Here is a 12,641-nt window from a genome sequence, read left to right on the forward strand (position 1 = left end):
GTTGCCTGGAGTGCCTGTCGTCTTTATTGGCCCGCGAAGCGACCTGCTCTTGAACGAATGAAGCTCACTCGGCAGGCCGGGCGGTCGAGACGGCGTTCCCCTCCGCATTGTCGAGCGCCGCAAGAGCCTTCGGCTTGCGCAAACGCACATAGACCTGCGCCGCCAGAAGCGTCACGCAAAGAAAAAGAAAGATCGCGCTGATCGGCCGCTCGACGAAAATCATGGCATCACCGCGCGAGACCAGCAGCGAACGGCGGAAGTTCTCCTCAAGTCGTGGCCCCAGCACGAAGCCGAGGAGGATCGAGGCCGGGTGGAAATCGAGCAGCAGGAGTAGATAGCCGATCAATCCAACGACGACGGTCTCGCCGACCTGGAACATGTCGTTGTTGGTCGAGTAGACGCCGATCGCGACGAAGAACAGCGCGCTTGGATAGAGATATTTATACGGAATCATGAGGAGCTTCACCCACAGCCCGATCAGCGGGACGTTGAGCAAGACCAGCATGACGTTGCCGATCCAGAAGCTCGCGATCAGGCCCCAAAAGATGTCGGGGTGCTCTTTGATCAGTTGGGGACCGGGTACGATGCCCTGAATCATCAGCGCACCCAGGATCAGCGCCATGACTGCGTCCCCGGGAATACCAAGGCTCATTGTCGGAATGAAGTCGCCCTGTACCGACGAATGCGTCGACGCCTCTGGACAGGCTACGCCTTCGATCATGCCGGTGCCGAACTTCTCCGGCGTCTTCGAAATCTTTTTCTCGGCTGCGTAGGAGATAAAGGAAGCGATCGTTGGTCTCGTTCCCGGAATGAGCGAGCAGAGGCTCCCGATGACGGTGCCGCGCAACATCGCAGGGATGGAACGGCGCAGTTCGTCGCGTGATGGGCGCAGATCGCGCAAACCGACTTTCGAATAGCGCGTGTTCACCTCAGAGTATTGGTTCACGCTCTTCATGAACTCGGCGATACCAAATAGGCCGAGAGCGAGTCCGACGAGTTCGATGCCGTCGAGGAGATTCGGGATGCCGAAGGTGAAGCGCTCCGAGCCGGTCTCGACATCCGTTCCCACGATTCCTAGAAACAGGCCGAGCAACGTCATGGCGATGCCTTTGAGAGGCGAGCCGTTCGCCAGCGTCGAACCGGCGAGCAGGCCCAGAAGCATCAGCGAGCATATTTCAGTTGGACCGAACTCCAGCGCGACCTTCACCAGCACCGGAGCCAGAAAGATCATTTCCAGGATGCCCCAGGAAGCGCCGACGAACGACGATAGGACCGTGATGCCGAGCGCCGCACCGCCGCGGCCCTGCTTCGTCAGCGGAAACCCATCGAGGCACGTCACCGCGTGCGGCGGATGGCACGGTAAGTTGAGCAGGATCGAACAAATCGCGCCGCCGTATTGGGCCCCATAGAAAACCCCTGACAGCATCAGGATGGCGCCGACCGGCTTGATGCCGAACGTCAGCGGTAGCAGCACCGAGATGGTGGCTAGTGGTCCCATTCCCGGCAGCACGCCCACCATGTTGCCTACGAGGACGCCGACAAAACACCACATGAAATTTTGCGGCTCGAAAGCGACACCAAAGCCGTACCAGAGATCGGAAAGCGCGCTCGCGAACATCTAAAACCCCCAACGGTACAGCGGGAAAGGAACCTTGAGCACGTAGGAAAAGAGGAGGCAGCCGACGACCGCGACGACCGCGGCCAGGACGGCTGATCCTTTCAGCGTGGCGGTCCTGTCGCCGAGCGCGGAGACGAAGATGCACATGAAGGTGGCCGCGGCCATTCCGAAATAGAGGCCGAAGAGGACGAACATCAGAGGACCCGCGAGGATGCAGGCCCAGCCACGCCATTCCATCGCCGCGGGCAAGACGCGCTCTCCCTCTTCGAGAGGCGTCGCCAATCCGGTGACGAAGATCAGGGCTCCGACGAGAACCATCATGAGGCCGAGCATCAACGGAAACATGCCCGGTCCCACGTGCGCGAAGGTCCCGAGCGAATATGTTGCTGAGTTGACGCCGATCCCGGCGCCCAGCAGCACCATGAGCAGCCCGGCGTAGAAGTCCTTCTTCCGCAGCATCATCGGCATATCGGCACCTCTAGTTGGTTGTGGTCGCTATCACGACGAGCGCCGAGGCTGGTTCGGAAGACACCTGCGTCAGTTTGTGCGGAATCGTGGAGTCGAACTGGACGCAATCGCCCGGCTTCAATGTCTCCTTGCGCTTTCCGATGACGAGCTCGATCCGGCCGGAGAGAATGAACAGGATTTCCTCACCTTCGTGGTGACTCATGATGCGACCGCGTTTCGCCGTCTTGGTCGGTCGCACGATAAAGGCGCGCATGGTGCGGTCGGGAGCCAGACCGGCGACTAGCGACAGGTGCGTGTCGACGTCGCCGGCCTTCCCGTTCTTCGCGCGGACAATTGTGATCGGGTCGTGGTCGTCCGGCTGGCCGTAGAAGCGGTCTAAGGTCGTTCCGAGAGCCGCGGCGATCTTGAGGGCGGAGCCTATCGACGGAGAGGAGAGCCCGCGTTCCAGCTTGGAAAGATAGCTGCGGGTCAAACCGGAATCGGCGGCAAGCTGCTCCAGCGTCATGCCGCTCTGCACGCGAAGGAATTTGAGGTTGAGTGTCATTGCGCTCGGCTCTTTCCCAAGTTACTGCCCGCATCGATCTCGCACCAAACCACCGATAGTTCAAACCTTAGAACGGGTGCCGACTGATCACAGATCCAGCACTAGCCGTTGTCCGGCGCAATCGCCCACGCAGACGATGAGCTCATTCTGCCGCTCAGCAGGCGAAAGCACGCGATCGCGATGGATGGGGGGCCCTTCGGTCCAGCGCGTGCGGCAGGCGCCACAGATGCCGCCGCCGCAGGACACGGGGACGTCGACGCCGAGGGCATCGAGCGTTCCGAGAAGACCAACATCTGGCGTGACAGTTGCAAGCTTCTGGCTCGCCGACAGATACAGCTCGTAGGGAGGCACGTCGCTTCGGGCGATGGCCTTGGGCGGGGTGAACATTTCGATGTGTTTGCGCTCTTCCGGCCAGGCCGAGACGGCATCTTCGAAAGCCTTCAGCATCGCTGCGGGTCCGCAGCAGGCCGCTAGGCCACATCTGGCAAATTCCCCGACAATTTCGGCGATGACGGGCTTGGCCTGCGCGGTCGTATCGTAGAGGCGGACACGGCCTGCTCCGATTGCCGGCGCGATCATGTCGGTCAGGACCGGTCGTCCGCGGCTGGTCCAGTGCAGCACGTAGTTCGAGCGCCCTCGTCGTTCGAGATGCCGAATTGCGGAGATGAACGGGGTTACGCCGATGCCTCCCGCGAGGAATACGTTCGTTCCCTCCTGGTCCAGTGCGATCCCGCCGCGCGGCAGCGAGACCGAAATCGGCTGTCCGGCCTCCACGCGATCGTGCAGGAAGTTCGAGCCGCCGCGGCCTTCGCGTTCGCGCTTCACCGCGATCACGTAGCGCCGATCATCGTCCGGTTCATTGCAGAGCGAATAGGTCCGGACGAGACCCTGCTCCAGGTGAACGTCGATATGGGCCCCGGCCCGAAAGGGTGGCAGCTCCCAATCGTCCTGGTCGACCAGCGTGAAGCGCTTGGTGTCGTTGCCGAGATCCTCGACCTTCGAGACGACGGTGGAGACCGTCTTGATCGCCTTCGCCATCTAGATCGGCCTCACGGCGTCGCCTACGCGTAGCGTGCCCCCTGCGATGATCTTGCAGTTTAGCCCCGACCGGTTGATCAACGGATCGAAGACGGACTTGCCGAGTATCTCCTCGATGTGCCGGCACGGCGTTGAAAGGCGGGTCGCCTCGACAATCGCTTCTCCGAGCCGGAAGCGACGGCCGACGAGATGATTCAGCGGGACGCCTTCGACGGTCACATTCCGGCGATGTTCCTCGGGCAGCAACTCAATCTTGTGGTCGCGTTGCAGGGCCTCGAGCGTCTCCATCTCGAACAGGGTGACCTGCCGCCCCTCCTCCGGCTTGTGGGAGTAGAATCCTGTTTCGTGGCCGACGAAATATCGATCGCCCTCGATACCGCGTCCAGCGACGAGCTCGAGCGAGGGAAACGAGCGCATCGGCAAAAAAGCACGCGGGGTCTTGTGCAAAAAGCGGACGACGCCCTGCCAGGACATGGTGACCTCGGGCTCATCGATTGCGGTCGCGTCCATCATGTTCTCTCCATGGGTCTTAATCCGAACTGGTCTCAACGTGATGCGGCGAGCGATTTGTCGAGGGTCTGGCGCACGTCTGATCGCACCTCGATGACGACCGGTCCCTTGGTCGTCATCGCCTCCGCGACGGTCCCGGGGGCACGTTCCGCATCCTCGATGACGAAGCCGGTCGCGCCGAAGGCGCGCGCCAAAGCGGCAAAGTCGAGATTCGAAAGATCCGTGCCGTACGGACGATCGGGATAGGCACGCTCCTGGTGCGACCGGATGGTCCCGTAGGACTGGTTATTGGATACGACGATCGTGAGGTTCGCGCCTCTGGCGACGGCCGTCGCAAGCTCATTGCCCGTCATCAGGAAGCCGCCGTCTCCGCAGAACGCAACCACCTGCCGCTCCGGAAAGCGAAGGCTGGCAGCGAGCCCGGACGGGACCCCACTGCCCATCGCCCCGCAAGCCGAGCCGAGCAGCCGCGCGGTCGGCTCGAGGCTGAAGATGCGATGGACCCATCCGGCGAAATTGCCTGAATCCGTCGTGACGATGCCATCGGGCCTGAAGTGCGCGGCGATCGCCGCCACCGCGTGACCGAAGACGTCCGCCGATGGTACGCCGAACCGAGGCCAACCATGCGTGGCCGTCCGCGCCGCGGCAGCCGCGGAGGACCACTCGGCGCAGGCCCGCGCCGTCGCGGGAGTTGCGAGCATGGCCGACACGAATGCATGCGATCCAGAGACGACCGCGACGTCGGTTCGGACGCGCTTTCCGATCGCATCGGGATCTGGATAGACATGGACCAATGGCTGGCGAGGCTCGGCCTGTCTCGGAAACGCAAAGCCGAGCGAGGACAGATCGCCCAGACGTGTTCCGACGGCAACGACGAGGTCGGCGCGTTCGAGCAGTTTCACATGAGGCTGAGACGTGAAGAACCCGAACTGACCCGCCCACAGCGGGTGAGAGTTCGGGAACTGGTCCTGCATTTTGTTCATAGTGACGACGGGCACGTTCCATTTCTCGGAAAACGCGATCAGATCTTGGCGGAACGATGCCGTCCGGCATTCGCCGCCGACCAGCAGGATCGGCCGCTCCGCGGCCCTCAACGCCGCCCTCGCCTGTTCAATGGCCGCAGCACCGGGCTCCGGACGCACAGCTCCGTTGGCTGTGGCCACAAATCCCTCGGCCGGGTCTTCAAGGAGATCTTCCGGCAGTTCGACGGCGACGGGACCTGGCGTTCCCGCATGGGCCACGGCGAACGCGCGGGCCATCATCTCTGGAACGAGATCCGCCGAGTTCAGACGCACCGACCACTTCAGCACGCCATCGAAAGATCGGCCACAGTCGATCTCCTGCACCGCGTCCCTTGCGAGGTTCGGACGATCGACCTGACCGACCAGCATCACCAGCGGAATCGCCTCCTGCGCGGCCACATGCAACCCGAGCGCTGCGTTGAAGGCGCCCGGACCACGGCTCGTCATCACGACGCCTGCGCGCCCTGTGAGTTTGGCGTCAGCGACCGCCGCGAGGCTCGCGCTTCCTTCGTGCCGGCAAGTCACCAGATCGAAATCGTTACGGTCGCGCAGCGCGTCCAGCAGCGCCAGAAAGCTTTCTCCCGGGACGCCGAAGGCCCTGTCCACCCCGTGCGCGACGAGACAGTCGGCGACGAGTTCCGCGACGCGGTAGGTCATGCGACGCTCCCGTCCTGCCTGATGGTCAGGGGATCGCCCATGACGCGCAGTGGCGCCTCCGTCCGATCTCGCAGCGCCTCGATCGCGAGGCCGTCAAGTAGCGCCCGAACGGCAAGGCCATCCTCGGTTACGTCGATGATGCAGAGGTTGGTGAAGATGCGGGTCACCACTCCGCGCGCCGTGAGCGGATACCCACATCGCTCCACGATGCGGGAGCGGCCATCCTTGGTGGTGTGGTCCATCATTACCCAGATCGACTTGGCGCCGACCGCCAGATCGATGGCTCCGCCGATGCCGGGCGGAGACCCGTTGTCACCGGTCGTCCAGTTGGCGAGATCACCGTCCTTGGACACCTGAAAGGCGCCGAGCACTGCCACGTCGAGATGACCGCCTCGCATCATCGCGAACGAGAGGCTGGAGTCGAAGTAGGAACCGCCGGTCCGGATCGAGATGGGCATCTTCCCTGCATTGATGAGATCCCAGTCCTCTTCGCCCGCCGGCGGCTTCGGACCCACGTTGAGGACTCCGTTCTCGCTGTGAAGGATCACGCCAGACCCCTCCGGCAGGTAGTCAGCGACGTGCGTCGGTGCGCCGATACCGAGATTGACGAATCCCTCCTGCGGCAGATGAAGTGCGACCATGCGGGCCAGCGCATCGCGTGCAAGCGGTGTCATCGGGAGCTCCTTGCGAAAACGCGATCGACGAAGATGCATGGAGTGACTATGGCTTCCGGATCCAAATCGCCGACGTTGACCACGCGGTCGACTTCCACGGCGACCGTCCGGCCGGCGGTCGCCATCACCGCGCAGTGGTTGCGCGCGGTCTTGTTATAGGTGACGTTGCCGAGCGTGTCGGCGAGATGACCTTTGACGAAAGCGAAATCTGCATGAAGCGGTAGCTCAAGAATAAATTCGCGTCCGTCGACGACGATCTTCTCCTTGCCGTCAGCGAATACCGTTCCGACGCCGACGGGAGAAAGGAAACCGCCGAGACCGGCGCCGCCCGCCCGGATGCGCTCCACCAACGTGCCCTGCGGAACGAGTTCGAGCTCGACCGTGCCGGCACGATATTGTTCGGCGAACTGCTTGGCGCTGCGCGGATAGGAGCAGACGATCTTGCGAACGATCCTGGCTTCGAACCACAGCGACAGATCGTCCTCGGTCGAGCCGGCGTTGTTCGATATCAGCGTCAGGTCGCGGACGCCCCGGTCGAGCACCGCCTTGACCACTCCGAGCGGAAGCCCCGCTCCGCCGAACCCTCCCATCATGACGGCGTCGCCGTCCTTGATGCCTTCCACGGCCGCCGCCGCGTCTTCAACCACTACGTTGCGCATCGTAAATCCGCCGTCTCTGCTACGGGATTGATTTGAGGTACGTCGTTGACAGGCCACGGCCGACCCGGTCGAGCAGCATCTCGTTGGTGCCGTCGGCGTAGGCCGCCATCCGGACCTCGGCGAAATGCATGTTCAGGCGGTGGGCTGCGCCGGCGCCCGTCGCGCCCACGATCCGGACGCACTGATCGATGCCCCAAAGCGCGGTGTCGACAGCGAACTTCTTGGCTTGCGCAGCGAGGGCGACCGGATTTCCCCCGGTCTGTATCTGCTCGGCGGCGCGGAAGACGAGCGCGTTGGCGGCCTCAAGCCGGACCGACACCTCCGCCAGCTCCCAGCGCAGGCCCTGATGTCCGGTCAGCGGCTTTCCGAAGGCCTGCCGGCGTTCGCAGTACTCTACCGCCTCGCACAGCGCCGCATGCAGAGTCGCCACGCACATGGCGGCCACGTGAACGCGGGCCGCGTTGACCGATGCCATCGATGCCTTGAGCGCGGCGCCGGGCGCTGCGATCAGGCACCATTCGGGAATGAAGTGAGCGTCGAAGACCACTTCGGCCAGACGGAAGGAACGCGCGCCGGGAACGACGATCTCGGTCCTCTTCACCGTCTCGGCTTGGCCGAAAGGCACGTAAAAGCTGGCGATCTCACCGGTCCCCGCAGCGTCTCCGACGCGGGCCAGGACGATCAGACCACCGACCAGCAGGCCGTCGGTCATCCACGCCTTGGTGCCGCTCAGAGCCCAGCCGCCGTTGACTGGAACCGCGGTGGTGGTCAGGGCGGAAACATCGCTGCCACCAGCTGGCTCCGTCATGGCGGTTGTCAGAAGAAGCTCGCCGCGCAACGCGGGCTGCAGCAGGCGCTCGATCTGGATCGACGTACCGGTTTGTGATAGGCGCGTGGCTCCGCCTTGATGGTGGTTCAGGCAGAACGCTGCCGCAAACCCGTGGTGCGCCATTTCCTGCGCGACCCGGACTTTGCACAGATAAGACGCTTCCAAGCCACCGTGAGCGCGCTTGGCCTGGAGGCCCAGCATGCCGAGAGCGGCCCAGTCGGCGATCCACCTCTGCGGGAACGCGTCACCTGACACGTGCGCGGCGAAGACGCTCTCGGAGAAGGCACCGGCGCAGAACGCCCGCGCCTTCGCCACGTGAGCACGCTCTTCGGCAGAGAGATGAACGTCATACTGGTAATAGAAGTCCACAGGAGATCCTTCGGCGAGCTACTTCTGAAGAGGCGCCCCAATGTCCTTGGCCCACTTATTCCAGTAGGCCTCTTCCTGTCCGACCTCGGCCGTGAAGGTCGAGACCGTTGAACCTGTGATCAGCGTGGCGCCGATCGTTTCCAGTTGCTTCAGGAATTCCGGGTCGCTCGAAGCCTTGTCAAGTGCGGCGCCAACCTTGGCGACGACGTCCGCGGGAAGGTTCGGCGGACCCGCGACCCCGAACCACGGCGAGATATCGAGAGGCTTGCCAGCGGCCTGCTCGATCGTCGGCAGATCCGGGAAGGCCGGCGACCGGTCGGCCGACGTCACCGCGAGCGCCTTCAGGGATCCGGCCTTGACCTGCTGGCCGATCGTGGCTTCGGTGAAGAAGCCCACCTGCAGGATGCCCGACATGCAATCGACGATCGGTTGATTGCCGCCCGAATAGTTGATGAACGTCATCTTCGTATCATAGGCCATGTCGAACAGCGTGCCGCCGACATGGGACGTCGCCCCGAACGTCCCGCCGAAGTTTACTTCTCCAGGGTGCGCTTTCAGATAGGCCACGAGTTCCGGAACAGTGGACACTGGAAGCTTCGGGTTCACCACGAGCAGGTTCCGCTGTTTCGCAACCTTGCGGATATAGGTGAAGCCCTTCTGCTGATCGTAGCGCACCGACGAATACAGTGCCTTTGCGCGAGTATTGGAGGACTCCACCGCGACGAGAAGCGTGTAGCCGTCAGGGTTTGCGCGGGAGACGTTGGACGCGGCGATCATGCCCCCGGCGCCGCCGTTGTTCTCGACGATGACGTTTTGATTCAACTCCTTCGCCAGCAGACGACCGATCACCCGGCCGATGATGTCCGTTGGCCCTCCGGGGGGAAATCCGACGACCAGCTTAATCGTGGTTGAGGGATAAGCATCGGCGGCCTCGATCGGTCCAGCAAGGAAGCCGAGACAAAGAACCGCGGCGCCGGCGCCAATCGACGCAGTTTTTCGGAGCGATCGAAACATGCAGCACCTCCCTCGAAGGACGGCCCACCTTCAAGCCAAGGACACTTTGTGTCAAGTGTGAAACGACCGTGATCCGACCAGGAGGCGCACATTGACCGGGCAAACGTTGCGGAAAAAGCGTGCATCATGCCTGTTAGGCCACATCTAAGCCGAATGTACCGCCCGGCAGCCCGACCTTCCAGGGTTGCCAAACCCCGTCGTTGTGTTCTAGACGATCGGTCTACAGAGAACGCAAATGGCGAAATCTACAGACAACCACCGCGAGCTCAATTGGCAGGGCCGAAACCAAGTCGGCTATGCGCCGACCCGCGACGTTCTGATCCGTTGCGGAATGGAGGTGATGACCCAACAAGGTTTTGCAGCTACGGGCCTGGACGCGCTGCTGCGCCGCGCCACCGTGCCAAAGGGTTCGTTCTACCACTACTTCGAAAGCAAGGCCGACTACGGCCGCGAAATCATGAAGGCCTACGACTCCTTCTTCCGGCACAAGCTGGACCGCGCCCTGGACGACGGGACGCTTGCGCCGTTGGCGCGGATGCGAGCTTTCGTCGAAGGCGCCAAAGCGGGCATGGCGAAATACAGCTATACGCGCGGATGCCTCGTCGGAAACCTCAGCCAAGAGGTCGAAGCGCTGCCCGACGATTACAGGTCCGCCTTGGACGAGATCGTCAAAGGATGGCAGCGGAAGGTGGCGCATTGCCTGGAACGCGCATACGAGGCTGGCGAGATCGGCAGCGCGGACTGCGATGCCCTGGCTGAGTTTTTCTGGATCGGCTGGGAGGGAGCGGTGATGCGTGCGCGCCTCGTCAAGAACGGCCTCCCGCTTGATACCTTCATCGCCGGTTTCGTCGCCGGCCTGCCGCGTCCGGACGAGCCGAAGGCCAGGTCCAGAAGAAAATCGTGAAGAGGAGTTCGAGTTGTTCAAAGCCGTGTTGATCGAGAAGGACGAGCGGGGATATCGCGCCGACGTCACTGAATTACCGGACAGCCGCCTCCCCGACGGTGAGGTGACGGTCGAAGTCGAGTTCAGCACGCTGAACTACAAGGATGGCCTCGCGATTACCGGCAAGGGCCCGATCGTGAGATCCTTCCCGCTGGTGCCCGGGATCGACTTCGCTGGCGTGGTGTCGTCGAGCTCCGACCCGACCTACACGCCGGGGGACCGCGTAGTTCTCAACGGCTGGGGTGTCGGCGAACAACATTGGGGCGGCCTGGCGCAGCGAGCAAAGGTCAAGGCCGACTGGTTGATCAAGCTGCCGCCCTCGATGCCTTCCCGCCGCGCGATGATCATCGGTACCGCCGGGTATACCGCGATGCTGTCGGTCGTAGCCCTCGAGAAGTATGGCATCCGTCCTAGCGCGGGCGACGTGCTGGTGACCGGGGCCGGCGGAGGCGTCGGCAGCATCGCGATCATGCTTCTCCACAAGCTCGGTTTCCGCGTCGTGGCTTCGACCGGCCGACCGGACGAGGAGCCATATCTCAAGAGCCTGGGCGCTGCCGAGATCATCGACCGGTCACAATTGTCACAGCCCGGCAAGCCGCTGCAGAAGGAACGATGGATCGCCGCGATCGACTCAGTAGGCAGCCATACGCTCGCCAATGTTTGCGCCGGAATCAAACCGGACGGAGCGGTCGCCGCGTGCGGCATGGCGCAAGGATTGGAATTTCCCGCAAGCGTCGCCCCTTTCATCCTGCGAGGAGTGGCGCTGTTCGGCATCAACAGCGTGACCCGCTCGAAGGCAGAACGCGTCGAAGCCTGGGATCGTCTCGCTTCCCTGCTAACCGAAGCCGATCTGGAGAAGACGGCGGTCGAGATCGGTCTGAACGAGGTCGTCGCCGCGGCTGGCGGCCTGATGAGTGGCCAAGTGCGCGGGCGCACCGTCGTCAACGTCAATAGATGACTTCGACCGAAAAGTAGAGCGATGCGACCGTGGCGGTCCGCCTCGGGGTAAATCTGAAAGCAATGACCGCTCGTCCAAAAAATGGGAGATCCCCAAATATGGCTGCTTCGGAACGAATTGGAACGGATGAACCTGCGTTCGGGTTCTCGACGCGAGCGATCCACCATGGTTATGACCCTGCCCATCACTCTCGCGCGGTATCCCATCCCATTCATATGACGTCGACCTTCGCCTTCGACAGCGTCGCCGAATTAGATGCGGTGGCCGCATTGGGGGGCAAACTGTATGGGCGGGAGTTCAATCCGACGACCGCATTGCTGGAATCCCGTTTGGCAAACTTGGAGGGTGCCGAAGACGCCGTCGTACTGGCCTCGGGAATGGCCGCGTTCGGTGCCTTGGTACTTTCGCTCTTATCCCAAGATGACGAACTCATCGTCCATCGGACCTTGTATTCGAATACGACGACCATGACGGAACAGGGCTTGCCGCGCTTCGGCATAAAGACCATCCCTGTCGATCTCAATGATCCCGCCAATCTGGATACTGTTCTCACATCTCGCAGTAGAGCCGTCTACTTTGAGACGCCGGTCAATCCCACAGGAGACGTGCTCGACATCGAAGCCATTGCGCAACGTGCTCGGCGGGCCGGCCTCTTGGTCATCGTCGACGGCACATTTGCATCTCCCGCGCTGCAGAGGCCTCTCCAATGGGCGGACATCGTGCTCCACTCCCTTACCAAGTATATCAGCGGGCATGGAGACGTTCTTGGAGGGGCTCTGCTGGGACGGACCGAGTTGATCGAAAAAATACGTGATCGCGGCTTGCGCTACATCACCGGTGCCGTCATGTCGCCGATGGTTTCTTCTCTGATTCTGCGCGGGATCAAGACGCTTCCTCTCCGAATGGACCGCCACGGGTCCAACGCACTTGCGATTGCGCGCATGCTCGATGCCCACTCGGCGGTAGAGTGGGTGAATTATCCATTTCTGCCGTCCCATCCGCGGCATGCAATCGCAAAGAGACAAATGTCAGCGGGCTCTGGAATGCTGTCCTTTGGTCTACGCGGGGGTTTTGATGCCGCCCGATGTTTTCTCGACCACCTCAAGCTCATTACGCTTGCCGTCAGTCTTGGAGATGCTGAAACGCTTATCATGCATCCCGCGAGCCTGGTTCATGCCCGGCGCGCCGTTCGTCCTGAAGCGCGCCTGCAAAGGGGAGTCGGAGATGACCTGATTCGCCTCTCGGTTGGTCTGGAAGACGAGGCAGATTTGCTCGGCGACCTTGAGCAGTCCCTGAATCGTCTCTAGGTCGCCCGCAACGAACGTAAGTCAAGGAGAG

Annotated in this window: 13 protein-coding genes; 3 read left to right on the top strand and 10 right to left on the bottom strand. The window is 62.4% G+C overall.

Annotated elements, in window-relative coordinates:
- Positions 1-64: 64 nt before the first annotated feature.
- From IVB13_RS34470 to IVB13_RS34515, 10 genes are all read right to left on the bottom strand, one after another.
- On the bottom strand, positions 65-1,618 hold the full coding sequence (locus IVB13_RS34470; RefSeq protein ID WP_247491835.1) for a tripartite tricarboxylate transporter permease: 1,554 nt from the start codon (positions 1,616-1,618) through the stop codon (positions 65-67).
- Positions 1,619-2,086, bottom strand: coding sequence for a tripartite tricarboxylate transporter TctB family protein (locus tag IVB13_RS34475; protein ID WP_247483986.1), 468 nt, complete (start codon positions 2,084-2,086; stop codon positions 1,619-1,621).
- A gap of 10 nt (positions 2,087-2,096) precedes the next feature.
- Complete coding sequence (locus IVB13_RS34480; protein WP_018456532.1) at positions 2,097-2,630, bottom strand: helix-turn-helix domain-containing protein; 534 nt, start codon at positions 2,628-2,630, stop codon at positions 2,097-2,099.
- 87 nt (positions 2,631-2,717) lie between these two features.
- Positions 2,718-3,668, bottom strand: a complete 951-nt coding sequence (locus tag IVB13_RS34485) for a PDR/VanB family oxidoreductase (protein ID WP_247491837.1) — start codon at positions 3,666-3,668, stop codon at positions 2,718-2,720.
- Positions 3,669-4,142, bottom strand: a complete 474-nt coding sequence (locus IVB13_RS34490) for an MOSC domain-containing protein (protein ID WP_247491839.1) — start codon at positions 4,140-4,142, stop codon at positions 3,669-3,671.
- A 71-nt stretch (positions 4,143-4,213) separates the two neighbouring features.
- On the bottom strand, positions 4,214-5,857 hold the full coding sequence (locus tag IVB13_RS34495) for a thiamine pyrophosphate-dependent enzyme (protein ID WP_247491841.1): 1,644 nt from the start codon (positions 5,855-5,857) through the stop codon (positions 4,214-4,216).
- A complete protein-coding gene (locus IVB13_RS34500; RefSeq protein WP_247483981.1) occupies positions 5,854-6,531 on the bottom strand; it encodes a 3-oxoacid CoA-transferase subunit B in 678 nt (225 codons plus the stop codon). Before IVB13_RS34500 ends, IVB13_RS34495 begins: the two co-directional genes overlap by 4 nt.
- Positions 6,528-7,190 carry a 3-oxoacid CoA-transferase subunit A gene (locus IVB13_RS34505; RefSeq protein ID WP_018456527.1) on the bottom strand — a complete coding sequence of 221 codons (663 nt, stop codon included), beginning with the start codon at positions 7,188-7,190 and terminating at the stop codon, positions 6,528-6,530. Before IVB13_RS34505 ends, IVB13_RS34500 begins: the two co-directional genes overlap by 4 nt.
- A gap of 19 nt (positions 7,191-7,209) precedes the next feature.
- A complete protein-coding gene (locus tag IVB13_RS34510; RefSeq protein ID WP_247491843.1) occupies positions 7,210-8,388 on the bottom strand; it encodes an acyl-CoA dehydrogenase family protein in 1,179 nt (392 codons plus the stop codon).
- Between the two features lie 18 nt (positions 8,389-8,406).
- Positions 8,407-9,237 (bottom strand): tripartite tricarboxylate transporter substrate binding protein, encoded by an 831-nt coding sequence (locus tag IVB13_RS34515; protein WP_247397232.1) that lies wholly within the window; start codon positions 9,235-9,237, stop codon positions 8,407-8,409.
- A gap of 400 nt (positions 9,238-9,637) precedes the next feature.
- Between IVB13_RS34515 and IVB13_RS34520 the strand changes: the two genes are divergently transcribed.
- From IVB13_RS34520 to IVB13_RS34530, 3 genes are all read left to right on the top strand, one after another.
- Positions 9,638-10,306 carry a TetR/AcrR family transcriptional regulator gene (locus tag IVB13_RS34520; RefSeq protein WP_247397231.1) on the top strand — a complete coding sequence of 223 codons (669 nt, stop codon included), beginning with the start codon at positions 9,638-9,640 and terminating at the stop codon, positions 10,304-10,306.
- A gap of 13 nt (positions 10,307-10,319) precedes the next feature.
- Positions 10,320-11,303 (top strand): MDR family oxidoreductase, encoded by a 984-nt coding sequence (locus tag IVB13_RS34525; protein ID WP_247491845.1) that lies wholly within the window; start codon positions 10,320-10,322, stop codon positions 11,301-11,303.
- Positions 11,304-11,401: 98 nt separating this feature from the next.
- Positions 11,402-12,610, top strand: coding sequence for a PLP-dependent aspartate aminotransferase family protein (locus IVB13_RS34530; protein ID WP_247360215.1), 1,209 nt, complete (start codon positions 11,402-11,404; stop codon positions 12,608-12,610).
- Positions 12,611-12,641: the final 31 nt, after the last annotated feature.

The organism is Bradyrhizobium sp. 17 (assembly GCF_023073515.1).
Classification (GTDB): Bacteria; Pseudomonadota; Alphaproteobacteria; order Rhizobiales; family Xanthobacteraceae; genus Bradyrhizobium; species Bradyrhizobium canariense_D.

Bases quoted from the DNA above. Each gene is read 5' to 3' on its own strand.
- IVB13_RS34490 (WP_247491839.1), bottom strand. From the start codon at position 4,142: ATGTCCTGGCAGGGCGTCGTCCGCTTTTTGCACAAGACCCCGCGTGCT.
- IVB13_RS34485 (WP_247491837.1), bottom strand. From the start codon at position 3,668: ATGGCGAAGGCGATCAAGACGGTCTCCACCGTCGTCTCGAAGGTCGAG.
- IVB13_RS34470 (WP_247491835.1), bottom strand. From the start codon at position 1,618: ATGTTCGCGAGCGCGCTTTCCGATCTCTGGTACGGCTTTGGTGTCGCT.
- IVB13_RS34505 (WP_018456527.1), bottom strand. From the start codon at position 7,190: ATGCGCAACGTAGTGGTTGAAGACGCGGCGGCGGCCGTGGAAGGCATC.
- IVB13_RS34475 (WP_247483986.1), bottom strand. From the start codon at position 2,086: ATGCCGATGATGCTGCGGAAGAAGGACTTCTACGCCGGGCTGCTCATG.
- IVB13_RS34480 (WP_018456532.1), bottom strand. From the start codon at position 2,630: ATGACACTCAACCTCAAATTCCTTCGCGTGCAGAGCGGCATGACGCTG.
- IVB13_RS34530 (WP_247360215.1), top strand. From the start codon at position 11,402: ATGGCTGCTTCGGAACGAATTGGAACGGATGAACCTGCGTTCGGGTTC.
- IVB13_RS34500 (WP_247483981.1), bottom strand. From the start codon at position 6,531: ATGACACCGCTTGCACGCGATGCGCTGGCCCGCATGGTCGCACTTCAT.
- IVB13_RS34495 (WP_247491841.1), bottom strand. From the start codon at position 5,857: ATGACCTACCGCGTCGCGGAACTCGTCGCCGACTGTCTCGTCGCGCAC.
- IVB13_RS34520 (WP_247397231.1), top strand. From the start codon at position 9,638: ATGGCGAAATCTACAGACAACCACCGCGAGCTCAATTGGCAGGGCCGA.